The organism is Duganella radicis (assembly GCF_009720825.1).
Taxonomy (GTDB): Bacteria; Pseudomonadota; Gammaproteobacteria; order Burkholderiales; family Burkholderiaceae_D; genus Rugamonas; species Rugamonas radicis.
This window is the reverse complement of sequence record NZ_WNKY01000067.1, coordinates 1-22,778: the sequence shown is the minus strand read 5'-3', so window position 1 is coordinate 22,778 and position 22,778 is coordinate 1. Positions and strand designations below refer to the sequence as shown.

The 22,778-nt window shown below is 70.3% G+C and carries 26 protein-coding genes; 2 read left to right on the top strand and 24 right to left on the bottom strand.

What is annotated here, in order from left to right; all coding sequences use genetic code 11:
• The 8 genes from GM676_RS29765 to GM676_RS29730 form a co-directional block, all read right to left on the bottom strand.
• A partial coding sequence (locus tag GM676_RS29765) for an FHA domain-containing protein (RefSeq protein WP_229262921.1) occupies positions 1–539 on the bottom strand: 539 nt, incomplete at its 3' end.
• A 74-nt stretch (positions 540–613) separates the two neighbouring features.
• Positions 614–1,075 carry a hypothetical protein gene (locus GM676_RS29760; protein ID WP_155468113.1) on the bottom strand — a complete coding sequence of 154 codons (462 nt, stop codon included), beginning with the start codon at positions 1,073–1,075 and terminating at the stop codon, positions 614–616.
• Between the two features lie 22 nt (positions 1,076–1,097).
• A complete protein-coding gene (locus GM676_RS29755) occupies positions 1,098–1,571 on the bottom strand; it encodes a hypothetical protein (protein ID WP_155468112.1) in 474 nt (157 codons plus the stop codon).
• An 88-nt stretch (positions 1,572–1,659) separates the two neighbouring features.
• On the bottom strand, positions 1,660–3,762 hold the full coding sequence (gene sctV / locus GM676_RS29750) for a type III secretion system export apparatus subunit SctV (RefSeq protein ID WP_155468111.1): 2,103 nt from the start codon (positions 3,760–3,762) through the stop codon (positions 1,660–1,662).
• Positions 3,759–4,055, bottom strand: coding sequence for a hypothetical protein (locus tag GM676_RS29745; protein WP_155468110.1), 297 nt, complete (start codon positions 4,053–4,055; stop codon positions 3,759–3,761). The genes sctV and GM676_RS29745 overlap by 4 nt, the downstream gene beginning before the upstream one ends.
• Positions 4,033–4,479 (bottom strand): hypothetical protein, encoded by a 447-nt coding sequence (locus GM676_RS29740; protein WP_155468109.1) that lies wholly within the window; start codon positions 4,477–4,479, stop codon positions 4,033–4,035. The genes GM676_RS29745 and GM676_RS29740 overlap by 23 nt, the downstream gene beginning before the upstream one ends.
• Positions 4,476–4,811, bottom strand: coding sequence for a hypothetical protein (locus GM676_RS29735; RefSeq protein ID WP_155468108.1), 336 nt, complete (start codon positions 4,809–4,811; stop codon positions 4,476–4,478). Before GM676_RS29735 ends, GM676_RS29740 begins: the two co-directional genes overlap by 4 nt.
• Positions 4,812–4,835: 24 nt before the next feature.
• Positions 4,836–6,125: a hypothetical protein gene (locus GM676_RS29730; protein WP_170304385.1), complete on the bottom strand. Its 1,290-nt coding sequence runs from the start codon at positions 6,123–6,125 to the stop codon at positions 4,836–4,838.
• A 215-nt stretch (positions 6,126–6,340) separates the two neighbouring features.
• Here GM676_RS29730 and GM676_RS29725 point away from each other — a divergent pair, with 215 nt between their 5' ends.
• Complete coding sequence (locus tag GM676_RS29725; RefSeq protein WP_155468106.1) at positions 6,341–6,871, top strand: RNA polymerase sigma factor; 531 nt, start codon at positions 6,341–6,343, stop codon at positions 6,869–6,871.
• 10 nt (positions 6,872–6,881) lie between these two features.
• Here the strand turns inward: GM676_RS29725 and GM676_RS29720 are convergent, their stop codons facing one another.
• The 4 genes from GM676_RS29720 to GM676_RS29705 all read right to left on the bottom strand — a co-directional run bounded on the left by GM676_RS29720 (position 6,882) and on the right by GM676_RS29705 (position 9,976).
• Entirely contained in the window at positions 6,882–7,295 is a 414-nt protein-coding gene (locus GM676_RS29720; protein ID WP_371866410.1) for a hypothetical protein, read from the bottom strand.
• A 130-nt stretch (positions 7,296–7,425) separates the two neighbouring features.
• The gene (locus GM676_RS29715) at positions 7,426–8,919 is read right to left on the bottom strand and encodes a class I SAM-dependent methyltransferase (protein WP_155468105.1); all 1,494 of its coding nucleotides are present in this window, start codon (positions 8,917–8,919) and stop codon (positions 7,426–7,428) included.
• On the bottom strand, positions 8,906–9,814 hold the full coding sequence (locus GM676_RS29710; protein WP_155468104.1) for a methyltransferase regulatory domain-containing protein: 909 nt from the start codon (positions 9,812–9,814) through the stop codon (positions 8,906–8,908). The genes GM676_RS29715 and GM676_RS29710 overlap by 14 nt, the downstream gene beginning before the upstream one ends.
• 24 nt (positions 9,815–9,838) lie before the next feature.
• Complete coding sequence (locus GM676_RS29705; RefSeq protein ID WP_155468103.1) at positions 9,839–9,976, bottom strand: hypothetical protein; 138 nt, start codon at positions 9,974–9,976, stop codon at positions 9,839–9,841.
• Positions 9,977–10,172: 196 nt separating this feature from the next.
• Here GM676_RS29705 and GM676_RS29700 point away from each other — a divergent pair, with 196 nt between their 5' ends.
• Positions 10,173–10,901, top strand: coding sequence for a response regulator transcription factor (locus tag GM676_RS29700; RefSeq protein ID WP_155468102.1), 729 nt, complete (start codon positions 10,173–10,175; stop codon positions 10,899–10,901).
• Positions 10,902–10,910: 9 nt separating this feature from the next.
• Here the strand turns inward: GM676_RS29700 and GM676_RS29695 are convergent, their stop codons facing one another.
• The 12 genes from GM676_RS29695 to pilN all read right to left on the bottom strand — a co-directional run.
• Complete coding sequence (locus GM676_RS29695) at positions 10,911–11,363, bottom strand: CesT family type III secretion system chaperone (protein ID WP_155468101.1); 453 nt, start codon at positions 11,361–11,363, stop codon at positions 10,911–10,913.
• Positions 11,364–11,463: 100 nt separating this feature from the next.
• Positions 11,464–11,946 carry a lytic transglycosylase domain-containing protein gene (locus GM676_RS29690; RefSeq protein WP_229262920.1) on the bottom strand — a complete coding sequence of 161 codons (483 nt, stop codon included), beginning with the start codon at positions 11,944–11,946 and terminating at the stop codon, positions 11,464–11,466.
• 9 nt (positions 11,947–11,955) lie between these two features.
• The gene (gene pilV / locus GM676_RS29685) at positions 11,956–13,452 is read right to left on the bottom strand and encodes a shufflon system plasmid conjugative transfer pilus tip adhesin PilV (protein ID WP_155468100.1); all 1,497 of its coding nucleotides are present in this window, start codon (positions 13,450–13,452) and stop codon (positions 11,956–11,958) included.
• Between the two features lie 9 nt (positions 13,453–13,461).
• Positions 13,462–14,964: a shufflon system plasmid conjugative transfer pilus tip adhesin PilV gene (pilV, locus tag GM676_RS29680; protein WP_155468099.1), complete on the bottom strand. Its 1,503-nt coding sequence runs from the start codon at positions 14,962–14,964 to the stop codon at positions 13,462–13,464.
• Positions 14,961–15,452, bottom strand: a complete 492-nt coding sequence (gene pilM, locus GM676_RS29675) for a type IV pilus biogenesis protein PilM (protein ID WP_155468098.1) — start codon at positions 15,450–15,452, stop codon at positions 14,961–14,963. Before pilM ends, pilV (GM676_RS29680) begins: the two co-directional genes overlap by 4 nt.
• 13 nt (positions 15,453–15,465) lie before the next feature.
• Positions 15,466–16,476: an ATPase, T2SS/T4P/T4SS family gene (locus GM676_RS29670; RefSeq protein WP_155468097.1), complete on the bottom strand. Its 1,011-nt coding sequence runs from the start codon at positions 16,474–16,476 to the stop codon at positions 15,466–15,468.
• Positions 16,477–16,498: 22 nt separating this feature from the next.
• On the bottom strand, positions 16,499–17,044 hold the full coding sequence (locus GM676_RS29665) for a type 4 pilus major pilin (RefSeq protein ID WP_155468096.1): 546 nt from the start codon (positions 17,042–17,044) through the stop codon (positions 16,499–16,501).
• Positions 17,045–17,067: 23 nt separating this feature from the next.
• Positions 17,068–18,144 carry a type II secretion system F family protein gene (locus GM676_RS29660; RefSeq protein ID WP_371866409.1) on the bottom strand — a complete coding sequence of 359 codons (1,077 nt, stop codon included), beginning with the start codon at positions 18,142–18,144 and terminating at the stop codon, positions 17,068–17,070.
• Complete coding sequence (locus GM676_RS29655; protein WP_155468095.1) at positions 18,134–19,750, bottom strand: GspE/PulE family protein; 1,617 nt, start codon at positions 19,748–19,750, stop codon at positions 18,134–18,136. The genes GM676_RS29660 and GM676_RS29655 overlap by 11 nt, the downstream gene beginning before the upstream one ends.
• Positions 19,747–20,253 carry a type IV pilus biogenesis protein PilP gene (gene pilP / locus GM676_RS29650; RefSeq protein WP_155468094.1) on the bottom strand — a complete coding sequence of 169 codons (507 nt, stop codon included), beginning with the start codon at positions 20,251–20,253 and terminating at the stop codon, positions 19,747–19,749. Before pilP ends, GM676_RS29655 begins: the two co-directional genes overlap by 4 nt.
• A complete protein-coding gene (pilO2, locus tag GM676_RS29645) occupies positions 20,243–21,505 on the bottom strand; it encodes a type 4b pilus protein PilO2 (protein ID WP_155468093.1) in 1,263 nt (420 codons plus the stop codon). The genes pilP and pilO2 overlap by 11 nt, the downstream gene beginning before the upstream one ends.
• Positions 21,506–21,512: 7 nt before the next feature.
• On the bottom strand, positions 21,513–22,778 hold a 1,266-nt coding region (pilN, locus tag GM676_RS29640), incomplete at its 5' end, for a PilN family type IVB pilus formation outer membrane protein (protein WP_155468092.1).

The window sequence follows — 22,778 nt, the reverse complement described above, 5'->3', positions numbered from 1 at the left end:
GGCTGGGCGGCACGCGCCGCCGCCGGCTGTGGCCCCGGATGGGCCGCCGGCGCCGTCCCGGCTTGGGCATGGGCCTGCGCCTGGGCCTGGGCCTGTTCCGGCGCCAACGCATGCTCCTGTTCCGCCTCGTCGCGCAGCACGTCGCGGTAGGGGCCGTCCTGTTCCATCCCGGCGTCCCACTCCCCGACCGGGTCCCCTGCGGCCGACAGCGCGTCGTCGTCGGGCTCCGGTGGCGGGTCCTCCCAGGGGCTGTCCTCGTCGGCAATGCTCAGCCATATGTGACCGAGGCGGGCCGGCTCGCCGGGCGCCAGCGCCAGCGCCTCCAGCGGCTGGTTGTGGTCGGCGCCCAGCACCGCGCCGTCCAGCGTGGCCAGGGTCCAGCCGGCGTCGTCCGGCGCCAGGCGGGCGTGGCGCGCGGCGATGCCGGGGTCCACCAGCACCACGTCGGCGTCGTCATCGGCGCCGATGGTCAGGGGATGGTCGTCGAGCGGCAGCGTGGCGCCGCGGTGCAGGCCGTTCAGGATTCTCAGTTCAAGCATGATGCGGTTCCCGTTGCGTTACTTCCGATAGCGATGGGTGGCGCCGCCGCGGCGGGCGGTTCCATCGCGCCGGCTCAGGCGCTCGGGACGGCCGCGGCGGCCGGCGCGGACAGCCGCATCCGCAGCAGCGCCATCAGGCCGCTGGCGGCCGGCGTCGCCGCCGCCGTGCTCTCGTCGAAGATATTCCAGTCCGGATTGTCGCGGTTGACCATGGCGCCGATCACCAGGTACTCGGCGAACTCGCGCTTCTGTTTGCCGGCCGCCTCGCGCTGGCGCGCCGCGCCGGCCAGCGCCAGCACCGACACCGGGCCGCCGGTCAGTTTCCCCTGCTTCTTGTCGATGCTGTTGAGCTCGGCGAGCATGCGCTGCACCGATTCCGACATGCGCTCGAACGCCTGCTTCTGCAACTGCTGCGCGGCGCGCGCGGTGAACGGGTCGGTGGCGGCGCGCGCCACCATCTCGTGCAACTGGGCGTCGCTCATGTCCTCCAGGCGCAAGGCGCCCGCCGGCGCCGCCGGTTTGCTGTTTTCACTCATGACTACCTCCTGATTTGCGCGCTTACAGATTCTGCAGTATCCAGTCGCGGTGTTCCTTCTGCTTCTTGGCTTCCATCTTGGCCGCGGCCAACTGGTCCTCGAGCTTGGCCAGCTCCTTCATCTCGTGCAGGTCGGCCTCGTGGCGCTCGCGCGCCTCCTTGAGCTTCTGCGATTCGGGCGGCTTGGCGGCCGATTCGGTCGACTCGCCGCCCAGCTTCTGCCGGAGCAGCGTGTTCTCGTGCAGCACCGCCATCAGTTGCTGATGCAGGCCCGCCAGCGACGCCGGGTCGTGGCAGCCGTGGCTGGCCGCGAACTGGTGGGCCTGATGGGTCAGGCCGGTCTGGCTGTAGGCGTCCATCTGCACGCCATAGTGTTCCTGCATGTGGTGGGCGAAAGCCTGCTCCGGGGTGGTGCTCGCGGGCGGCGGATAGGGCGGATAGACCGATACCGGCATATGGTTGTTGATGCCGGCACCATGTAGTGTCATGTCTGGCATGATGCGTTCTCCTTAGTGAAGGGCGATGGGGCGGGGACGCCGCCGCCTCCCCATGAGTGGCGCGCGCGCGCCCTTGGTTCCGCGCGCGCTACAACTCGACCATGCCGACCGGCTGCACCTTGGCGTGCTGGGTCAGCTCGGAGAACGCGAACACCGGCACGCTGAAGAATTCCTCCTCGATCAGCTTGCGCACCGAGCGCCGGATGTCGGCGGCGGTCACCATCACCGGCGGCGTGATCGGCGAGCAATTGTTGGTGATCAGCTCCGCCAGCCGGTCCAGCACCGCCTGCTCGACCTCCGGATCGAGATCCAGATAGGTGCCCTGGCTGGTCTGGCGCATGGCGCCGCGCAGCTGGTCCTCCAGCTCGGGCGCCAGCAGCACCACCTCGATCAGGCCGTCGCGCGACACCTCGTGGCACATCTGCCGCTTGAGCGCCAGCCGCACGTAGTCGGCGATGACGTCCGGATCGCGCTCCTTGGGCGCCCAGTCCAGCGTGGTCTCCAGCAGCAGGCGGGCGTTGCGCAGCGACACCCCCTCGCGCGTCAGGCGCTGCACCACCTCGGTCAGGCGCGTCAGCGGCACGCTCTTGCCGACCTCCTTGCCCAGTTCCGGATAGCGCCGCTCGGCCCAGCGCGTGAAGCGGATCACCTCGTTGACGCCGAGGAACATCTGGCAGTTGCGCAGCATCTCGACCTCGATGTCGGCGCCCAGCACCTGCTCGTAGCGCTGGAACTGGATGCCGGCCGCGCGCAGCGGCTCCTCGTCCTCGATGCGGGCCCACACCCGGCGCCGGCGCGTGCCGGCCACCGGCAGCTCGACCGCCGTGAAGCCCAGCTCCGCCATGCGCTCCTGGCTTTCCCGCACCACGCCCCAGCCGAGCCGGATCTCCTCGTCCACCAGCGGCACCTCGCCCATCAGGAACTGCACCCGGCCGAACGGCACGCTGTCCTTGAACTGGAAATCGATCGGCTTGAGATCGGGCACACCGCGGCGGTCGATCAGCATATTGCGCATCACCCGGATCGCGGTGCGGATGGTCTCGCCCTCCGGCGTGCCCTCCATCTGCTCCGCCATGCGCACCACGAACGGCAGCGTGGCGGCGAAGTTGGTCAGGTCGACGATCGCCGCGTTGGCGGTCTCGGCCTGCGCCTCCTGGCGCGCGTTCTCGACGTCGGCCAGCGGCTTGAGCATGCCCAGCACGCCGCCGCCGGCCAGCGCCAGCGACAGCACCAGGAAGGTCAGGGTCGGCATGCCGGGAATCAGCGCGAACACCAGCATGATGGCGGCCGCCGTCAGCAGCGCCTTGGGCTCGGCGAACAGCTCGCGCACGATGTCCTGGCCGATGTTGGAGGCCACCGGCTCGCCCTCCTCGTCCTCCTTGTCGGCGGTGACGCGGGTGGTGATCATGCCGGCCCCGAGCGAGATCAGCAGCGCCGGGATCTGCGAGATCAGGGCGTCGCCGATCGACAGGATGGAATACACCTTGAGCGCGTCGCCGGCCGACAGGCCGCGCTGCATGACGCCGATCGAGATGCCGCCGATCATGTTGATGGCCATGATGCACAGGCCGGCGATGGAGTCGCCCTTGACGAACTTCATGGCGCCGTCCATGGCGCCGTGCAGCTGGCTTTCCTGGCCGAGGTGGGCGCGCTTGGCGCGCGCCTCCTCCGGCGACAGCAGGCCGGCCCGCAGGTCGCTGTCGATCGACATCTGCTTGCCTGGCATGGCGTCCAGCGTGAAGCGGGCCGACACCTCGGACACCCGCTCCGAGCCCTTGGTGATGACGATGAACTGCACCACCGTCAGGATCAGGAAGATCACCAGGCCCACCACCAGGTTGCCGCCGACCACGAACTGGCCGAAGGTCTCGACGATGGCGCCGGCGTCGCCCTCCAGCAGGATCAGGCGGGTGGTGGAGACCGAAATCGCCAGCCGGAACAGGGTGGTCAGCAGCAGCACCGCCGGGAAGGTGGAGAAGGCGGTGGCGCCCGACATGTACATCGACACCACCACGATCAGGCCCGAGATGCACAGGTTGAAGGCGATCAGCAGGTCGAGCAGGGCGTGCGGCATCGGCAGCACCAGCATGAACACGATGCCGATCACCAGCGTGGCGGCGATCAGCTCGGCGCGCTTGGCCACCTTGGCGGCGAAGCCGTTCAGCGCCACCACGACATTGATCAGCTTCATGGCCGCCCCTCCGCCGCGCCGGCGCGGCGCAGCACCAGCCGGGTCCAATCCGCACCGGCGCCGGCGTCGCCGCCGGCCGCCCGCAGGCGCGCCGCGTCGACCGGCTCCAGCACCTCGGCGGCGGCGTAGCCGTGCATCAGGATCAGGTTGCGCTCGTCCGGCCACACCCGCAGGCACCCCTGCGCCAGCAGATAGGCCTGCTCGAACTGGCGCGCGCGCAAATGCCCCCACACCAGGCCGACCGCCATCACCTGGTCGATCGGCATTTCCTCACGTTTCAACTTGGGCCGCATGGCTCTCCTCGCTTTCCGCTTGCTGCGGCCCCTCGGCCGCGCTCCTGCGCATCTGCTGCCAGCGCAGCCGCATCTGTACCGCCTGTTCCACCAGCCCGATCGCCGCCAGCAGCTCGCCGCGCTCGCCCTCGGCCAGCGTCAGCGAGGTCGCCACCAGGGTCTTTTGCAGCAGCCGCATGCCGGGCACCGGGTCGCCGCTCCAGGCCGGGTTGTCGACCGTCAGCCGGGTGCCGAGCAGGCCGGTGAGCGCGGCCACCGCGTTGGGCACCTCGGCCGGCGGCGGCAGCGACAGCGCCGCCTCGGACGGCTTGAGCTGCAAGCGCGAGCGTGAAACCTGCTCGGCTTCCGGCACGCTGTGGATCTCGGCCGCCTCCAGCTGCGCGGCCGCGCCGGCGCGGCCGCCGCCTGCGATGCGCGTGTTCAACTGAGCAACTCCTCGGCCGCGTCCAGCTGCTCCTGGTCGAGCGCCGGCACCTCGGGATCGAACGCCGCCACCCGCCGCAGCAGGAACCAGCGTCCATCCTTCAGGCAGGCCGGCAGCCACGGGCCGAAACGGGCCATGTCGCCGGCGCGCCGCTGCAACAGCCAGGCGGCATCGATGCGCTGCGCCCGCTCGCCCTCGCGGCCGACGCCCACCACCAGCCCGCGTTCGAGCGGGTAGACCAGTAATTGCAGGCCGTCCGCCAGCGACGCGAAGGCGATCGCCTGCTCGGCGCTGGCGCGTCGGACCAGCGCCATCAACAGTTCTTGTGCCATGTGTTTACCTCGTGTGAGTGAGCCTTATCCGGCGGCGGCCAGCGCCGACAGCCATTCCTTCTCCTTGCGCGCGGCCTGCTTGGTCAGCGGCGTGGTGGTGTCATGGTCGTGGTATTTGTGGACCATCAGCAGCAGGTCCTCCAGCAAGTCCTTCTGGCTGGCCGCGCGCTCGGCCGGCCAGGCCAGCGACGACAGCTGCTGCACCGCGCGGCGGATCGCCAGGCAGGCCCGGGCGGCGACGGCCTCTTCCACCTGCTTGAGCGTGACCAGCTGGCCCACCAGGTGCGCGGCCTTGCCCTTGCCCCAGCCCTGCTCGGCCGCCGTCAGCAGCACCGAGGCCACCTCGACGTGGTGCAGCCGGCACAGCAGGCCGGCGGCGCCGACCAGCTCGCGCTTGAGATCGGCGGCGATGTGGAAGCTGGTCTTGGCCATGGCGAACGCGGTGGCGTCCGAATAGGTCAGCATGTAGGCCGGCCCGTTGACGGCGGAAAAGCTGCGCAGGCCCTGCATCAGGCGCGTGCGCACGCTGTCCATCGCCTCCTCGGCGTAGGCCGGGCCGACGTTCTTGAGCAGCGTCTTGACCATCACCATCGCCGTCAACTGCTCGTCGACCCCGCCCGGCGCGCGCGCGCCGATCTTGAAGCGGATCTCGTGCCGCTCGCCGGACATGCCGCGGCTGACGCGCGCGGCGTCGATGGTGGCGGCCACCGGCGAGGCCTCGGCGCCCTCGCGCAGCGCCGAGCGGATGCCGCCGCGGTCGCGGTTGACCAGGTCGGTCATCATCTCGCTGAAGGCGTGCTTGAGTTCCAGCTTGCGGTCGGGCGCGAGGTCGTCGCGCCTCTCGACCTCCTTCATGGCGCCGAACAGCACCGTGAACTGCTGCATCGGCTCCGGCATGCGCGCCAGCGCCTGCATGATTTCCTCGCGGTTGCGCTGGCTGTCGTCCTCCAGCATCGAGTCCAGCGTGCCGCGGGCCGCCACCCGGTAGGGAAACTCGGTCTCGTCGTCGTCGAACGCCGAGGCCTCGCCGCCGGCCGCCGAGGCCGATTTCTCCTGGGCCGGGCGCTGGCCCACCCGCGGCCGCGTCAGGCGCTCGCCGAGCGGGCGCTCCTGCGGCCGCTTGAGCTGGGGGTGATGGCCGGCGTGGCTGGCGTGCCGGCTGTGACGCGGCGTCTGGCCGAGATACAGCTGGTCGAACAGCTCGCGCGACATGGTCTGCACCTCCGGCCCGGCGGGCAGGGGCAGCGTCGGGAACGCGGGGTCCTTGAGCGGAACCTGGGCCGGGCTCCAGAGGACGGGATGATTGACGGGCATGTTCATGCCGGTTATGTGGCGCGGCGCGGGGCGGCGGTTCCGTGCCGGCGCCGGCCGCGCAATCCTCAACAAACCTCAAAGTCTCAGCAATCCTCACGGATTCATTTCAGCGCGCGGCCGCGCTGCTATCTTGCGTCCATGGCCGTCAGCCACGGCAAGCAACCACCAGTTTTTGTCCATCCACACAGTCCATACTGCTTCAGGAGATCGAGATCATGAACGCGAATTTCACCACCGCCGAGACGCCTGCCACCATCGACATCAACCAGCTGTACAAGACCCACCGCCAGCACCTGTTCCGCTTCGTCCAGCGCTATGTGCGCAACCTGGAGGACGCCGAGGACGTGGTGCAGAACACCTTCATCGAGGCGATGCGCTGCGCCGACCGCTTCTCCGGCCTGTCCAAGCCGTCGACCTGGCTGTTCGGCATCGCCCTCAACCTGGCGCGCAACCAGGTGCGCCGCAACTGCGCCAGCCCGTGCGAGGAACTCGATGACAACTACCTGGAGCAGATCGCCGACGTGCATGGCGATCCGGCCACGCTGATCGAGCTGCGCCAGATCGCCGCCAAGGTGGAGGCCACGCTGAGCGCCCTGCCCAGCAAGATCCGCTCGACCTTCGAGGCGGTGCTGGATGGCGAGGCGACCTATGAGCAGGCGGCTGAATTGCTGGAGGTGCCGGTCGGCACCGTCCGTTCGCGGGTGTCGCGGGTGCGCGCCGCGGTGCGCGCCGAATGCCGCGCCTGAACGCTGCCGCTCACGCGCCGCCGCGGCGGCGCTCCAGCCAGGCGGCGGCCAGGTCGGCCGTCTCCAGGATGGCGTCCATCAGGCCGCGCTCATCCGCCAGCGTGGCCAGCGCCACCCGGCGCAAGCCGATATGGCGGCCCTCATCGGCGTGCCACAGATACTCGATCTCCGCTTCGGCCGCGGCGCCCGCCTGGAGCGCCTGGCCGGCGTCCTCATCGCGCGGCAACACGGCGGTGATCAACAGATGATGGCCGTCCGCGACCTGCACCGTGGTGCGGGTCAGTACCTCGCCCAGTTGCAGTTCCAGCACCGGCACCGTGCCGGCCACCTGCCCGGTCAGCGCGATCAGCTCGCGCAGCAGGCCGGTGGCCTGCGCCACGGAGCCGTCCAGCGCGCCGCTTGCCATGGTGGGGTCCTGCCGCACGATCGCTCTCTCCAGAAATGGTGTTGTCATGCCGATGGGAGCGCGCCGGCATGCCGGCGCGCCTGCTCCTTATTGTATGCCGATCGATGGGAATCACCAAACGCGTGCCGCCGCGGTGCGCGGCGCCGCGTCACAGGACCTTGAGCTGGCGCCACAGCGGCACCAGTTGCTCCAGGATGCGCTGGATCTTGGCCGTCAGTTCCGCCGGCTCGGCCGCCGCGTGGCCCTCCTCGCGCGCCCAGTCCAGCACGCGCGCCGCCGGCGCCTCCTCGCCGTCGCACAACGCCCGGTAAACCAGCTGCGCGGTGGCGCTGGTGAGGATGCCGCCGCCCAGCACGGCGGACGCCAGCACCCGGTTCGAACTGTGCTCGTGGGGCGCGGCGGCCATGGCGCGGTTCAGCCGCCGCGCCGGGCCGGCATCGGCGTCGGCGCCGACCGCATAGCCGCTGGCCTGTCCGCTGCTGACCAGCAGGGCGGCCACCTGATACAGGTCCGCCGGGTCGCGTTGCCGCAAGGCCGGCAAGGCCGCCAGCGCGGCCAGCGAGCGCGGCCCGGCGGCCAAGGCATCCAGCACCGGCTGGTACAGCGCGGCGTCGTCCACCAGTTGGCCGCTGGCCAGCGTGATCTTATGCCGGGCCAGGCCGCGCGGCACCGTCAGCGCCAGGCCGATGCGCTCCAGCCAGGCGCCGCGCAAGGCCGGCGACAATGGCGTCGCGCCGCGCACATACACGTCGTCGCGGAAACTGGTGTTGGCCAGATAGTCGGCCACCGTGGCGCGCAGGGCCGGCGGCGTGCGCGCATACTGCTGCCGCTGCGGCGGCGTCAGATACAAGCCGGGCAGCGCGCGCGTCAGGTCGGCGGCGCCGACGTAGGCCAGGCCGGCCCCGGCCAGCTGGTCGGCGACGTCCGCGTGATACAGCGGCCGCCAGCCATGGTTCATGTATTCGTGCGCCAGGTAATCGGCGCCATCGGCGCGGATCGATTCCAGCCGCTGCCGCATGCCGTCGCCGCTGTGCTCGGTGAAGTAGCGGGCCTCCAGCGCGACCAGTTGCCCGATCACCTGGCGCGCCTGCTCGCAGCGCTGGGTGCGCGTGCCGACGGCGGCGTCGGCCACCTCCAGCACCAGCCTTTGCAGCGGCTGCGCGGCCGCCCAGCCCGGCATGGTGTTGTAGTTGACGTGGACCACCCCGCCCGGCTTGACGTAGCGCGCCAGGAAGGCCGCGATGTGCGCGCGGTTCTCGTCGTTGATCCAGCCGTACACGCCGCGCATGGTGACGAAATCGAATTGCGGCAGCGCGACCGCGCCGCCGGCCAGCTCGGCGAAGCTGTTCTCCAGCACGGTCAGGTTGTCCAGCCCGGCGGCGGCGGCCAGCTCGCGCGCCTCCGCCACGTGGGCCGGATTGAAGTCGCAGGCGTAAAAGCGGCCGTGCGGATTGCTGGCGGCCAGCGCGTTGGCGGTCAGGCCGCGGCCGCAACCGAGTTCGCAATAGGTGAACGGCGCGTCCAGCGCCACCGGCTGGTAGCCGTTCAACAGGCAGGCCAGGCTCAGGTGGGCCGGGCTCAGTTCCGGGAAAAATCCCGCCGGATAGGCGATGTCGGCGACATAACCGTTATTCCAACTCATGGGCAGTCCTTGTGGTGGTGAGCGCCAGCAGCGTCTGGTCGCAGCGCGCCAGCCATGACTGGCGGCGCAACGGATGCACGGGGCGCGCGCCGCGCACGAACAGGTCGGCGCGATAGCCGGTATTGCGGATGAAGTCGAGCAGGGTTTCGCGCAGCACCGGGTCGGCCACCTGGCCGAGGAAGTCGCGCTGCGGCGCCGTCAGTGGCGGCGCGGTCGGGCGCGGGTCGGCGCCGCCGACGAACTCCAGCTTGGCGGCCGCGAAGGCGCGCGCCACGTCGGCGAAATACAGCGGCTCGTGGTGGCGCCAGCCGTCGGACTGCTCCGGCGCGAGCCGCGCCCACTGCGCGCGCGCGCCGGGATCGGCGTCGAAATAGCCGGCGCCGTGTTCGGCCAGCGCCGCCACCGCGGCGTGCGCGGCGGCCGGCGTGGCGCCGTCCAGGGCCTGGTATGCCAGCAGCAACCGCTGCAAGGGATGGCCGCTGGCGCCGCCCGGCATGGCGTGATAGCGCACTTGCACCAGCCCGCCCGGCTGAAGATGGCGCGCGATCAGCGCCAGCGCCTGGCGCCGGCGCGCGGGCGCCAGCGCGTCATAGTCGTCGCCCAGCACAATGAAGTCGAGCGGCGGCAGCGCCGCCGTCCAGTCGTCCGTGCCGACGTCCAGCCGGGTCAGGTTGTGCGGATCGCGCTCCGCGCCGGCCCCGGCCTGGCGGTCGTCCAGCGCGTAAAAGCGGCCGTGCGGCAGTTGCGCCGCCCAGCGCGCCAGCGCCGGCGCGCAGCCGGCGCCCCATGCCAGATAGGCGAATGGCAGGTCCGGCGCCACCGGCGTGCAGCCATGCAGCAGGCAGGCCAGGCTGAGGTGCACCGGACTCCCCGCGTGATCGTCATTCCAGTTCATTGTTTTTGCTTTCTATTGCGCCGCTCAGGCCTTCTTGGCCAGGCGGCGGATGCGGTGCCAGTAAAAGCCATCCTCCAGCCCGCGGTCGTCGACGACCGGGTACGGCAAGGCGCCGCGCCAGAGGGGATCGGGGAAGAAGTCGGGGAGCACGGGCTGATTCATGGTAGGTCTGCCAGGTAAAATGGTTGCGATAGCGTCATGCATAAGTGCGGTGCCATCCGGCTTCGGTTCCATGCCGCGCCGCTGCACCATTGCAGCGGGGGGTCGTCAAAACCGCCAATTGGATTTACCATAGTGAAACTACAGACGAATTCACCACCGGCATGCAGCAATCACTCAGGTCCCGTCCACGCAGCGCATGAATATTGCCTCCCTTATCCGCAATCCATCAGTCCTGGAGACGGTGCGCGCCACCTGCAAGCAAGCCGGCTTCCAGTGCGTCGTCTATCCGACTGAGGCCCTGCTGTTCCGGGCCTTGCGGCGGCAAAGCTTCGATCTGATCCTGATCGACTTTCCCCTGGCGCCCAGCGACGACGACAGCATCCTGTCGTGGCTGAACTGCCGCACCGGCGATCACACGCCGGTGCTGGGGCTGTCGGCGGTGCACGACGCGCACGTGACGGCGCTGGTGCTCAATTGCGGCGCCGACGACCTGCTGCTGCGGCCGTTCGAGCCGGTGGAACTGGTGGCGCGCGCGCACGCGCTGACCCGGCGCAGCAACCGCCGCACGGTGCGCCGCATGATCGACCTGGCCGGCTTCGCGCTGGACCGCGACGCCAGCAAGTTCGCCTACCGCGGCACGCCGATCGAGCTGACCCCGCGCGAATTCAGCATGGCCTGGATGTTTTTCTCGGCGCCCGGGGTGTACATCTCGCGCGAGACCATCGGCTCGTCGCTGTGGAGCGCGGACAGCGAGGTGGCCGGCCGCACCATCGAGCAGCACGTCTACAAGCTGCGCAAGAAACTGCAACTCGGCGCCGAGCGCGGCGTCATCATCCGTACCGCCTACAGCCAGGGCTACCGGCTGGAGCTGATCGGACAGGCGGCGCTGGCGGACGGCATGGAGGACGCCGGCGCCGCCGATTGAGGTTCGCGCTCAGGGCGGGCTGTCGCGCGGGCGCAGCAGCACCAGCCGCGGCGCCGGCGGACGCGCCGGCGCGATGTCGGCCTGCGCATAGCGCAGCATCCCGCCCAGCAGACGGGCGGCGGCGAAGCCGGCCCTGGCCTGGCGGCTGAAGGCCGACAGGGTCAGCGTGCGGGCGTCGATCTCCTTGCAATAGAAAAAACTGTCGTCGTGGACGTCGTAGGCGACCGCGCCGCCGTTGAGATTTTTCGCGTCCCGGTTCAGCATCAGCGCCGCCGCCAGCTGGTAGGCCTGCGCGTTAGGCAGCAAGGTGGCGATCGGGATGGTGACGGTGAAGATTTCCTCCTCCACGCTGGCGCAGGCGATGGTCATCCGCTGCTGGTCGCCATCCGTCAGCACCCAGCAATCCGGAATGTCCCGGCACGGGACCGCCCCCAGCTGGGCCGGGTCAATGCGCATTTTCATAGTGGTGTTCGCTCGTGTTGATCGCGGGGCCGTCGCGGCCCCTGCCCTCCATGCGTGGCACGCCGGGCGTGGCGGTTCCATCGCGCGCGCGGCGTCGCGCTCAGCGCTGTTCGTCCAGCACCTGCGGCGGCAGGTTGCGGTAAACCTTGAGCGCGTACTTGAGGCGCCGCTCGGGATTGCGCGCGTTATAGGCGCCGACCGCCTCCCAGGAATTGCCCATGCGGCGCATGTTCTGCGCCAGCACCCAGGCCCCCACCTGGATGTTGACGCAGGCGTCCCACAGCTGCTCCTCGGCGATGCCGTACTTGCGCAGCGTCGGCAGCCAGTGGCTGTTGATCTGCATCAGGCCGATGTCGTACGAGCCGTCCTGGTTGTTGCGGTTGATCGCGGCCGGATTGAGCTGCGATTCGGTCTTGGCGATCGCATACAGCAGGTAGGGGTTGACGCCATAGCGCGCGGCGGCCTCCTCCCAGCACGCGCTGGCGCCGCCGCACGCCAGCAGCGCCACGGCGCCCAGCAGCCAGCGGCGCGCGCGCGCGGCGATCGCTGGGCGGATGGCGGTGTGCGGTGGCGGCATGTGCATGGCTGGCTCCTATTCGCTGTAGATGAACAGCGAGAATGTGATGTAGTCGTCCGGGGCCGCGCCCGGTTCCATCAGCAGATACAGTTTGCTGATATTTTCCGGAATCTTTTGCACGCCGATGTCGCCCAGGTTCTGCACCCCGGTGCCATTGCTATTGTCGAGCTGCGACAGGCAGCCGCCGGCGTAGGCCAGCGAGACGCCGTTGGCGTCCTGCATGTCGACCGACACCTGGGCCCGGTCCGGCCCGGTCGCGTGGCAGGTGGAGTAGCCGGTCAGATACAGTGGACGGGTGCCCGGCAGCGCGGCCAAGTCGATCAGCAGGCTGCGCGCGCCCATGCTGGCGTCCAGGTTCCAGCCGCCCGCGTAGACGCGGTTGGTCAGGCGCACCCCGCGCGCGCTGCGCCACAGGCCGGACTGGCAGGACAGCGCCTGGCCGTCGGCGTCGCGCGCCAACGCGCCGTTGTCGGCGCAGGCGGTGTTGACCGTCACCGTCTGCGTCAGCTTGACCATGCCGGCGGTCAGCGTGCCCGGCACCAGCAGGTTGCCATCCTGGTCGGCCGCCAGCGCCTGCCAGGCCGCGCCATCCCAGGCAAAAGCGCGCTGCAATCCGCTCACCAGGCGCACGTCGCCGACATTGTTGTCGGTCGCCGGCAGATCGGCGTATGCCGCCACCGGATCTTTCCAGTAGCCGGAACCCTGGCGCCGCCACACGCCGGCCTGGCAGCTCAGCACCCGGCCGCCGGCGTCCACCGCGATCTTGCCGGTGTTGGCGGCGGCGGTGCAGCGCGGATCGCCGGCGTCGTTCTCGACTGCCTGGGCCAGCATGTGCAGCGGCACGCTCATCTGGTTCAACTCGGGCCGCCCGGGCACCGCCGCGCGGTACAGGAAATCGGCCGACAACTGGCCCGGGCCGTCGTAGAACAGGCCCGTCACCAGATGGCCGCCATCGCCGGCGGCGCCGGTCAGCACGGTGACGCCGCCGCAGGCGACGTTGCGGTAGTCGGTGGTGGCTAATTGCCATGAGGCGCCGCGCGCGGTGTCCGGCGCGGCGGCGCTGATGTAGCCGCCGCCCTGGCCCGCCAGCAGCGCCACCGCCGCCAGATCACGGTCCGGGATGGCGCGGCCGCCGTGGCTGGCCACCAGCGCGTCCAGCCGGCCCGGCGCCGGCTGCCGCACCAGCACGCACCAGCCCTGGCGGTAGGTGTTGGTGGCGGCAAAGCCGGCCGGCAGGAATTGGCCGGCTTGCAGTTGCGCGACGGTGACCGTGGCCACCGCGCCGCCCGCCGTGCCGGCCGTCAGCGCCGCGTAGTTGGCCGTCAGGTAGCGCTTGGCCGCCTCGCTCACCTGCTGCTGTTGCAGCGCGGCCTGCTGGCCCTCGGCGTCGTCCAGCGCGGCGTCCACCATCCGGGTCAGGCCCAGCAACAGCAGCGCGGCGATGGCCAGCGCGCCCAGGCTCTCGATCACGGTCATGCCGCGCTGCGCGGCGTGGTTGATGGTTGGATGCATCGCGGCTACCTATTCACTGTTGTAGATCTTGATGGCCAGCTGGATGTAGTCGTCCGGGGAGGAGCCGATCTCGACCTCCCGGTGCACATACAGCCGGGTCACATTGTCCGGAATTTCCTGCAAGCCGAAGACTCCCTTGCCCAGCGCGCTCGCGCCCGGGTTGTCGGGCCGCGACATGCAACCGCCGGCGATGAAGCCGGGACCGGCGACATCGTCCACCATGTTGACGTAGGCGTAGGCGCGCGGAAAACCGGTCGCGTGGCACAGGGCGTAGCCGGTCAGGTACAGCGGGCGCGGCCCGGGCAGCGCGGTGACGTCGATCCACAGATCCACCGCCTGGCCGTCGCCGTAGTGCACGGTCCATTGGGTGTCATACACCAGGGTGCCGAGCCGGAACGTCAGCGGATTGCGCCAGCGGCCCGCCTCGCACGACAGCGCCAGCCCGGCGGCATCGCGCGCCAACGCGCCGTTGTCGGCGCAGGCGGCATTGGCCGTCACCGTCTGGGTCAGCTTGAGCATGCCGGCGCGGGCGTCGCCCGGCGCCAGCAGGTTGCCATCCTGGTCGACCGCCAGCGCCTGCCAGGCTGCGCCGTCCCAGGCGAAGGCGCGCCGCAATCCGCTCACCAGGCGCACGTCGCCGACATTGTTGTCGGCCACCGGCAGATCGGCGTAGGCCGCCACCGGATCTTTCCAGTAGCCGGCGCCCTGGCGCCGCCACACACCGGCCTGGCAGCTCAGCACCCGGCCGCCGGCGTCCATCGCGATCTTGCCACTGCCGCCAGCGGTGCAGCGCGGATCGCCGGCGTCGTTCTCGGCCGCCTGGGCCAGCATGTGCAGCGGCACGCTCATCTGGTTCAACTCGGGCCGCCCGGGCACCGCCGCGCGGTACAGAAAATCGGTCGACAACTGGCCCGGGCCGTCGTAGAACAGGCCCGTCACCAGATGGCCGCCATCGGCGGCGGCGCCGGTCAGCACGGTGACGCCGCCGCAGGCGACGTTACGGTAGTCGGTGGTGGCCAATTGCCACGAGGCGCCGCGCGCGGTGTCCGGCGCGGCGGCGCTGATGTAGCCGCCACCCTGGCCGGCCAGCAGCGCCACCGCCGCCAGATCGCGGTCCGGGATGGCGCGGCCGCCGTGGCTGGCCACCAGCGCGTCCAGCCGGCCCGGCGCCGGCTGTCGCACCAGCACGCACCAGCCTTGGCGGTAGGTGTTGGTGGCGGCAAAGCCGGCCGGCAGGAATTGGCCGGCTTGCAGTTGCGCGGTGGTGACCGTGGCCACCGCGCCGCCCGCCGTGCCGGCCGTCAGCGCCGCGTAGTTGGCCGTCAGGTAGCGCTTGGCCGCCTCGCTCACCTGCTGCTGTTGCAGCGCGGCCTGCTGGCCCTCGGCGTCGTCCAGCGCGGCGTCCACCATCCGCGTCAGCCCCAGCAACAGCAGCGCGGCGATGGCCAGCGCACCAAGGCTCTCGATCACGGTCATGCCGCGCTGCGCGGCGTGGGCGGGTGCGCGTTTCAATTGCGGGCCGCCATCCACACCGGCGCCCCGTCGGGGATGGCGAAGGTGCCCGCCGCCAGCGCCACGCGGGCGCCGTCCAGCGGCGAGTAGAGGGAGTGATCGGCGGCCCGGTAGACGCCGACGTTCATGGAGTTGTGAGACAGCTTCAGCACCTCGCCCACCATGTTGGGGGCGGCCTGCGCCAGCGGATAGATGTAGATCACGCCGGCGCTGTCGCGGTAGTTGGCCCAGGCCGGCGCGGCGCCCGGACTGGCCAGCGGCGACCACGCCGGCAGCAGGCCGCTGGCGCGCAGGGTGCTGATGTCGACGCTGGTGTCGGTCTGGTCGTGCAGCGAGAAATAGGTGATGACCGCCTGGCGGTAGATCCCCATCGCGCCAGCCTGTTCCCGCATCAGTTGCTCGCCTGCGGCGATGTGGCCGCGTTCGGCCGGCAGCAGATAGAAGCCGCCCAGGGCGGCCATGACCACGATCACCAGCAGATTCCACATCGGCGCGTCTCCCCTATCCCGGCGCCGGGCGCTGCGCCGCGGCGTTCTCGGCGATCATGACCGCCAGTTGCTTGCGGATTTCGCCGCCCAGCTGCGCGAACTCGCCCTTGCGCAGCAAGTCCCTGGCGACGGGGGCGTCCTTCAGGAACAGGAATTCCGTCTCCAGCTTGGCCGGATGCCGGGCGCCGCGCACCATGCGCTGGTGCAGCACGCCCAGCAGGCCGTCGGCCAGCAGCGCGCGCGCGTGCCCCGGCCCCAGCCGCTCGTCGAGCAGGCTGTGCAGCCGCGTCACGGTCTGCACCACGTCGCCGGCCAGCATGGTGGTGATGCCCAGCGCGCCGTTGAAGCTGGTACGCAGCAGCTCGGTCGCGCATTCCTGGTCGCGCAGCTCGCCGACCAGCAGCGTGCCGGCGCGCCAGCGCAGCATATTGCGCAAGGCGTCGGCCCGCTCGCCGGGCTCGCCCGGCAAGGCGGTTTGAAAACACAGGCCGTGGCCATGCGGGCCTTCCAGCGGCAGCTCGACCGGGTCCTCGGCCGTCACCGCCACGCCGCCGTGCGCCAGCAGGCGGTCCTTGAGCATGGCGGCGGCGGTCATGGTCTTACCCGAGTTGATCGGGCCGGAAACGATGAACAGGCCCGACAGGTCGCGCTGCGTCATGCGCCGGATGTAGGCCTGTGGAATGCCCAATTCCGCCAGCGAGGCGACGGCGCCGGCGATGCGGCGCACCACGAACACGTCGCCGCCCTGGGCCGGCAGGGTCGCCACCCGGTAGTGGGCGCCGTCGTAGGCGACCTTGAACTCGCCCGCGCCCGGCCTTCTCTCCCGCTCGACATTGCAGGCCGCCTTCAGCCGCGCCATGTCAGCCCGCAAGCCCGGGCCGGGCGGCTGCGGCGGACTGGCGGCGCCGGGCGCGTCGGCCACCCGGTCCTGCAAGTCCGGATGGCCGAGATACAGGTCCGAGAACGCCAGTTCCCGCACGCTGTTCGCCATCGCCATATCGCAGGGAGAGGAGAAGGATTGCATCGGATGCGCCGCCCGCCAGACGTCAGTTGGCCGTGAAGACGATGGTGTTGTTGGCGGCGTTGCACAGGGTCGCCGCCGCCGTGGCCGTGACCGGGAACGCAACGACCGCGCCGCCGCCGGCGGCGTCGCGGGCGATCTGGGTCCAGCCATTGGCGCCGCTGACGGCGCTGATGCAGACGTCCTGCGGCACGTTGTTATAGGTCACGTTGAAGGTGTTGGCGGCGGTGCTGGCGACGGTGACCACGCCGCTCCAGCTGTTGCTGAGGGCATTGCCGGCGATGACCAGGGTGTTGGGAATGGCCCTGGCGGTGATCAGGTTGGCCTGCATGTTGGCGTCGTTGTACGACTGCCCCGCGTACAGCTTGCGCACGGCGGTGCGCAGGGCCACCACTTCCTCGGTGGTCTGGTTGGACTTGGCGCTGCCGAAGGCGTTGGTCAGCAGGGACACCGCGCCCAGCACCACCAGTGCGGCGATGCCCAGGTAGGCGATCCCCTCCAGCAAGGAGGCGCCGCGCTGGCGTGCGCGGTTGGACAACATGCGGCGAACGGATGGCGATGCTTGTTTCATGTGTGACTCCTTCAATGGGTGAGTTAATGTATGGCGCGTGTCATGGTTGCTATTTCCTGCTGGATGCCGAAAAACCCCGTCACCAGCCAGCCGATCACCACCGACATGGTGATGATCGCGACTCCGTTCAGTATCTTCATCTGCGCGGAAATCTGTTCGATGCCTTCCTCCAGCCATTCGTCGGCCATCAGCTTGAGCGCCTCGCCGAAACCGCGGTACTCGGCGTACACGCACAGGTCGTCGATCACCTCCGCCGACGGGAAACCGTAGCCGGCGTTGCGCAGCGCCTCGCCGCAGTTAAGCCCGGAGCGCACCCCGAGCAGCGCGCCGTCGAGGCGCTCGCGCAACCACGGGTCGGCCATGCCGGACAAACGGGTCAGCGATTTCTCGACCGTGACTCCGGCCGATTGCAGGGCCGAGAAGGCCAGCAGGAAACCGCTGCCGACCACCAGCCGGTAAATCGAGAACGGCGCGTAGCGGTCGAGCAGGATGCGCAGGTCGCCGCGCCAGCGCGGCAACGCCAGCGCCAGCCCGGTCAGCGCCAACGCCAGCGCCACCACCACATACGCCATCCAGTCCTGCACCAGCAGCGACATCAGGTACAACGACCTGGCCGCGCCGTGCCAGCCGGCCGGGTCGACGATGCGGGTGAACTCCGGAATCACGCGGGTCCCGAACAGATAGATGTAGACCAGGATCAGCAACAGCACCGCGCCCGGATAGGCGATGCCGCCCAGGATCACCGCCTTGATCTTGCGCTGCGCCTGCACCACCTCGATCACCGACAGCAGCGCCGCCTCCATGTGCCCGGACTGCGCCCCGGCCAGCAGGATCATGCGCTCGGTCCGGGGCGCCCAGCCCTCCAGCCCCTCGGGCAGGGTACGGCCGTTCTGCACCAGCCGGCGGCAGTCGTCCAGCACGATGGCCAGCGGCTCGTTGGGCTTGCGCCCGTGGTGCGAGGCGCGCTCGCGCAGCTCCTCCAGCACCCGCAGCAGCGGCAGGCCGTTGCCCAGCATCTTGGCGATCTTGCGGTACAGACGCACCCGCGCCGTGTCCGTGAACTGGCGCCGTGCCCACCAGCGGTGGACGTCAAACCGCACGCATCACCTCCGCCAGGTGCTGGCGCGGCGCGGCCGACGCGCCGGCGACGGCCAGATGGCCCACCACTTTTTCGGCCATGCGCGGATCGACCTGGCCGGCGGCGATCTTCTCGATCGCGTGCTCGCGCAGGGTGACCCCGCCCAGCTCGCGCAGCCAGTACTCGACCGCCTCGGTTTTCTCGCCGGCGCGGATGTGCCGGAAGAAGCGGTCGTCCGGCAGGATGACCTCGGCCAGCACCGAGCGGCCGATGGTGCCCTGCTGGCGGCAATGCTCGCAGCCGGGGCCGGCCAGGCGCACCCGCGCCAGGCTGGCGCCGACCGCGCGCTGCACCCGCGCGTAGGCCGCCGCCGGCAACTCGTGCGCGTGCTCGACCAGCGGCTTGCTGCAATGCGGGCACAGCACCTTGACCAGGCGTTGGCTGATCAGGCCGGTGATGATGGTGTGGTCGGTCACCAGGCTCAGCGGCAGTCCCAGGTCGGTCAGCCGGTCGATGATGGCCAGCGCGCTGTTGGCGTGCACCGTGGTCCAGACCTGGTGGCCGGTCATCGAGGCGCGCAGCGCGTTCTGGGCCGAGGCGGCGTCGCGCATCTCGCCGATCATGATCACGTCCGGATCGAGCCGCATGGCGTTCGAGATCGCCGCCGCGAACTGGCGCGAGCGCTCGGCCTCGGTGGCGGCGTTGGTGACGGCGGTCTGCACCGCGCCCTCGATCGGGTATTCCACCGGGTCCTCGACCGTGAGCACGTGCAGCTTGCCCTCGGCCTCCAGGATCTCGCCGCACAGGATGCGCTGCAAGGTGGTCGACTTGCCCGAGCCGGTCGGGCCGCTGATGATGTTCATGCCGACCGGCTGTTCCTTGAGCTGTTGCAGCAGCGCCGCGTGGGCCTCGCTAAAGCCGAGCGGGCGCAGGTCGACGTTGTCGCCGGCGTCGTTGTACAGCAGGCGCAGCACCATCAGCACGCCCTCGCTGGTGGGCGCGGTGGCGATGCGCACGCCGTACAGCTTGGGCGGCAGCTTGTCGCGGTCGGCGATGGCGGCGTCCTGGCGCTCCATCGGCTTGTAGGCGTTGTCGGACACCGAGGTCATGGCGCCGTACAGCGTCGCCAGCAGGCGCTCGCCGTACTCGCGCGTCTGGCTGCCGGCCGGCACCAGGTCGTTGTGGATGCGGAACAGGATCTCGGTGCAGCTCTTGCGCACCCGCAGGTGGATGTCCGAGGCGCGCGCCTCGCACGCCTTGTTCAGCAGTTCCTTGGCGGTGACCTGCATCATCGAGTGCTCCTGCTGGCGCTCGGCCGCGCCGCTGCCCGGCAGGCTGTTCTGATAGGCGCGCGCGATGGCCTCGATCTTGGCGAACTCGACCTGAAACGGCCGGTGCATCTTTTCCAGCCGCGCCTGATACGACAGCACGTGCGGATTCAGGCTCTGCCCCTCGGCCACCAGCAGGCGGCCGTCGCTCAGCAGGCACAGCAGCTTGCGTTCCTCGGCGCTGGCCTCGAACACGCCGGAGCGGCTCACCACGCCGCCATGGTTCTCGACGCCGCCGCCGTCGTGCACGGCGCGGCCGGGCGCATGGAATTCCACTTTTCGCGCGGTAAAGAAGGTCATCGCAGCGCTCCCTTCGGCGCCAGCGGCAGCGGCGGCACCATGCCGGGCGGCGGCGGGACCGGCGTGGCGGCCGCGGCCGGGCGCGGCGCCTGCTGCGCCAGGCGGACGCGCGCCTTGCCCTTTTGCACGATCACGCTGCGCGGCGCCACCGACACCACCCGCATGCCGTTGGGCAGCAGGTCGCCGGCCTGGACGTCGAGCACGGCGCCGTCGCCCAGCTGCACGGTCGCCACCATGGTGCGGCCCAGCCCCTCCATCCCCAGCACCACCGGATCGCCGGCGGCCGCGTTCCGGGCCAGCTGGTCGACCGCACTCTGGCGGGCGGCGATGTCATTCTGTTTGCTGAGGATGCTGGCCTGGACGTCGAGCTGCCGCTCGCGCGCCTTGAGCAGCAGCGTCTCGCCCTCGATCCGGGTCAGCTGGTCCGCGGTCGGGTCGGCGCAGGCCGCCCCGCCGGCCAGCAGCGTGGCCAGGAAGATTGCATGGATGGTGTTATTTCGCATAGATTACGCCCTCGATAGACCATAGACCGCCACGGTAGACCAGCTTGTCGATACGCACGCCCGGCCGCTCCAGCATGGCCGCCAGCGTGGTGGGCGCCAAGCCGCGGCCGTCCACCTTGAAGCTGTAGCTCAGCCACGGCGGCGCGCCGGCCCCGGCTGGCTGGATGGGCGCCGGCGTGCTGGCCAGTTGATGCGCGATGCCCATAAGTTGCAGCTGGGATATGATTGGTTCCAAAACTTCATCGCGGCCAAGCAAGGCCTCGGCCGGCTTGCGCGCCAGCTGGAGCGGCAGCGCGTAGCTGGCCCGGTCGCCGCTCAGCTCGACGGTGGCGCCGGGCACCTCGGCGCGCAGCAGGGCCGCCGTCGAATCGCGGCGCGTCCAGGCGTAGCGCACCTGCGCGCCGGTGCAGACATAGTCGTCGAGCTGCCAGCCGCCGGGCGTCAGATAGGCCAGCCGTTCCACGCAGGCCCGGGCCAGCGCCAGCGGCGCCGGCTGCGTGCCCCAGGGATGCGGCTGCGCCGCCGGCGCCGCCAGGTGCAGCATTTTCTCGCGCATCGCCGCCAGCGCCTGGTCACGCTCGCGCTCGGCGATGGCGCGCTGGCGCTGCTGCCAGAGCATGCCGCCGCCCAGCGCCAGCGCCGCCAGTCCGGCCGCGATCGCCAGCCGGCGATAGGGCCGCCGCACCTGCCGCTGTTGCAGGCCCCACCAGCGGTGCACCCGGATCTCGCCGTTCTTGCGACGCGGGATCAGGCTCTCGATGCCGCGGGCGTCGAAATTGTGGAAGCCGTAATCGGCCAGTTCCGGGTCGCCCAGCACCACGTTCCAGCCGCCCAGGCCATAGTCGCCGTGCAGGCGTTCCAGCACCTCCTCCTTGCTGCCGGCGAAGTCGCCGTTCGGCAGGAAGTTGGCGTCGCGCACCGCGAAATACGCCCACTGGCCGTCCGGCAGCTTGAACGCGGCCAGCCAGTTGTGCACCGGCTGCTGTTCGCCGTCGTAGTAGGCGCCCTCGATGGCCAGCGTCTTGGACACCACCGCGCCCAGCGAATACATGCCGCGCCGCGCGCCCTCGGCCGAGTGCGCGAAGCCGGCCTGCGCGGTCGACTGGTCGGTGCGCAGCACCAGCAAGTCCGAATCGATCTTGCGCGCCAGCTCGCGCGCCTCGCGCAGCAGCTCGCGCGGACGCGACAGCGACTGCCAGAACAGGCCGCAGATGAACCGGTGCTTGCCGATCTGGGTGACGTAGATGGCCATGCGCGGGTCAGAGGCCGAGCGTGGTGGGCGTGATCAGGATCACGATGGTTTCCTTGCTGGCGCCGGCCTCGAAGCCGCCGCCCAGCGCCGGGTTGCGCGGATCGCCCACGCCCTGCCGGTCGAGCTTGTCATCGGTCTGCTCGAAGCCGCTGATGATCAGCGTCTCGTTCGACTTGAGCGACACCCGCTGCAGGAAGTTGCGGGTGTCGATCTCGGGCGACTCGATCCGGCTGGCGCCGCTCTGCACCTGGCGGATCTGGCGCAGCGCCGAGATGTCGGTGGAGAACTGCAACAGCACGGTGCCATTGTTGAGCACGTGCGGCAGGATGCTCATGTTGAAGCCCGAGGTGACGCTGCCCGGCACCAGCGTGGTGGTGGTGCCGACCTGCGCCACCACCGTGGTCTGCGACGATTGCAGGTAGGAGGTCTGCTTGGCCACCTGCAGCGGCACCGGCTGGTTGTTGAGGGTGATCACCGAGGCGGTGGTCTGGCGCCGCACCTTGCCTTGCTTGGACAGGGCGTTGATGACGGCGGTGCTGCTGGCGAAGCGGGAATTGCCGATGATGCCGACCTTGAGCTGGCCGTCGTCCACGCCGGCCGGCATGCCGCTGGCCAGGCCGTAGGTCTGCTTCAGGTTGTTGTACACCAAGTCCCACCTGATGCCGTAGTCGTCGCTGTCGCTCAGCGTCACCGACAGCACCGTCACGTTGATCACCACCTGCCGCGACAAGGTCTTGTTCTCATTCTCGATGTAGGTGGCGATGCGCGCCAGGGAGTCGGGCGTGTCGACCACGGTGATGGAGCCGGTGGCCGGCGAGACCACCACCTTGCCGTAGGCGGTGAGCATGGCCTTGACGCCGCTCTCGATGCTGCCGTAGACCGACAGGCGCGACGCCACCGCCGTGTTCTGGCTGTTGTTGGCGGTCACGCCGCCGCCCGTGCCGCCGGTGGCGCCCGCCCCGCCGCCGCCACCACCGCCGGCGGCGCCGCCGCTGGAGACACCGCCGGTGGAGGCGGCGCCGCTGGCGACCGTGGCGGTGAAGGTGGAGTCGCCCGGCAGCGTGCTGATCTGGAAGGTCCGGGTCTCGGTGTGGTAGAAGTGGATGGCGCCGTCGGCGTACTTCCACGACACGCCGAAGCGCGCGGCGGCATTGTCGAGCAAGCCCTTGAAGTTGCCGCTGGGGTAGTAGATGCGGACCGGCGCGTTGGCGGCGCCCGGCGACGCATAGCCGGCGCTGCCGGCGCCCGGGCGTGGCGCGCCCGGCATCCCGGG

What these genes read in the sequence shown, in the direction of transcription:
- pilV (WP_155468100.1), bottom strand. Translation starts at nt 13,452, where the DNA reads ATGCATCCAACCATCAACCACGCCGCGCAGCGCGGCATGACCGTGATC.
- GM676_RS29725 (WP_155468106.1), top strand. Translation starts at nt 6,341, where the DNA reads ATGAACGCGAATTTCACCACCGCCGAGACGCCTGCCACCATCGACATC.
- GM676_RS29760 (WP_155468113.1), bottom strand. Translation starts at nt 1,075, where the DNA reads ATGAGTGAAAACAGCAAACCGGCGGCGCCGGCGGGCGCCTTGCGCCTG.
- sctV (WP_155468111.1), bottom strand. Translation starts at nt 3,762, where the DNA reads ATGAAGCTGATCAATGTCGTGGTGGCGCTGAACGGCTTCGCCGCCAAG.
- GM676_RS29715 (WP_155468105.1), bottom strand. Translation starts at nt 8,919, where the DNA reads ATGAGTTGGAATAACGGTTATGTCGCCGACATCGCCTATCCGGCGGGA.
- GM676_RS29665 (WP_155468096.1), bottom strand. Translation starts at nt 17,044, where the DNA reads ATGAAACAAGCATCGCCATCCGTTCGCCGCATGTTGTCCAACCGCGCA.
- pilP (WP_155468094.1), bottom strand. Translation starts at nt 20,253, where the DNA reads ATGCGAAATAACACCATCCATGCAATCTTCCTGGCCACGCTGCTGGCC.
- pilM (WP_155468098.1), bottom strand. Translation starts at nt 15,452, where the DNA reads ATGTGGAATCTGCTGGTGATCGTGGTCATGGCCGCCCTGGGCGGCTTC.
- GM676_RS29745 (WP_155468110.1), bottom strand. Translation starts at nt 4,055, where the DNA reads ATGCGGCCCAAGTTGAAACGTGAGGAAATGCCGATCGACCAGGTGATG.
- pilO2 (WP_155468093.1), bottom strand. Translation starts at nt 21,505, where the DNA reads ATGGCCATCTACGTCACCCAGATCGGCAAGCACCGGTTCATCTGCGGC.
- GM676_RS29705 (WP_155468103.1), bottom strand. Translation starts at nt 9,976, where the DNA reads ATGAATCAGCCCGTGCTCCCCGACTTCTTCCCCGATCCCCTCTGGCGC.
- GM676_RS29670 (WP_155468097.1), bottom strand. Translation starts at nt 16,476, where the DNA reads ATGCAATCCTTCTCCTCTCCCTGCGATATGGCGATGGCGAACAGCGTG.
- GM676_RS29710 (WP_155468104.1), bottom strand. Translation starts at nt 9,814, where the DNA reads ATGAACTGGAATGACGATCACGCGGGGAGTCCGGTGCACCTCAGCCTG.
- GM676_RS29700 (WP_155468102.1), top strand. Translation starts at nt 10,173, where the DNA reads ATGAATATTGCCTCCCTTATCCGCAATCCATCAGTCCTGGAGACGGTG.
- GM676_RS29730 (WP_170304385.1), bottom strand. Translation starts at nt 6,125, where the DNA reads ATGCCCGTCAATCATCCCGTCCTCTGGAGCCCGGCCCAGGTTCCGCTC.
- GM676_RS29695 (WP_155468101.1), bottom strand. Translation starts at nt 11,363, where the DNA reads ATGAAAATGCGCATTGACCCGGCCCAGCTGGGGGCGGTCCCGTGCCGG.
- GM676_RS29655 (WP_155468095.1), bottom strand. Translation starts at nt 19,750, where the DNA reads ATGACCTTCTTTACCGCGCGAAAAGTGGAATTCCATGCGCCCGGCCGC.
- GM676_RS29755 (WP_155468112.1), bottom strand. Translation starts at nt 1,571, where the DNA reads ATGCCAGACATGACACTACATGGTGCCGGCATCAACAACCATATGCCG.
- GM676_RS29735 (WP_155468108.1), bottom strand. Translation starts at nt 4,811, where the DNA reads ATGGCACAAGAACTGTTGATGGCGCTGGTCCGACGCGCCAGCGCCGAG.
- GM676_RS29690 (WP_229262920.1), bottom strand. Translation starts at nt 11,946, where the DNA reads ATGCACATGCCGCCACCGCACACCGCCATCCGCCCAGCGATCGCCGCG.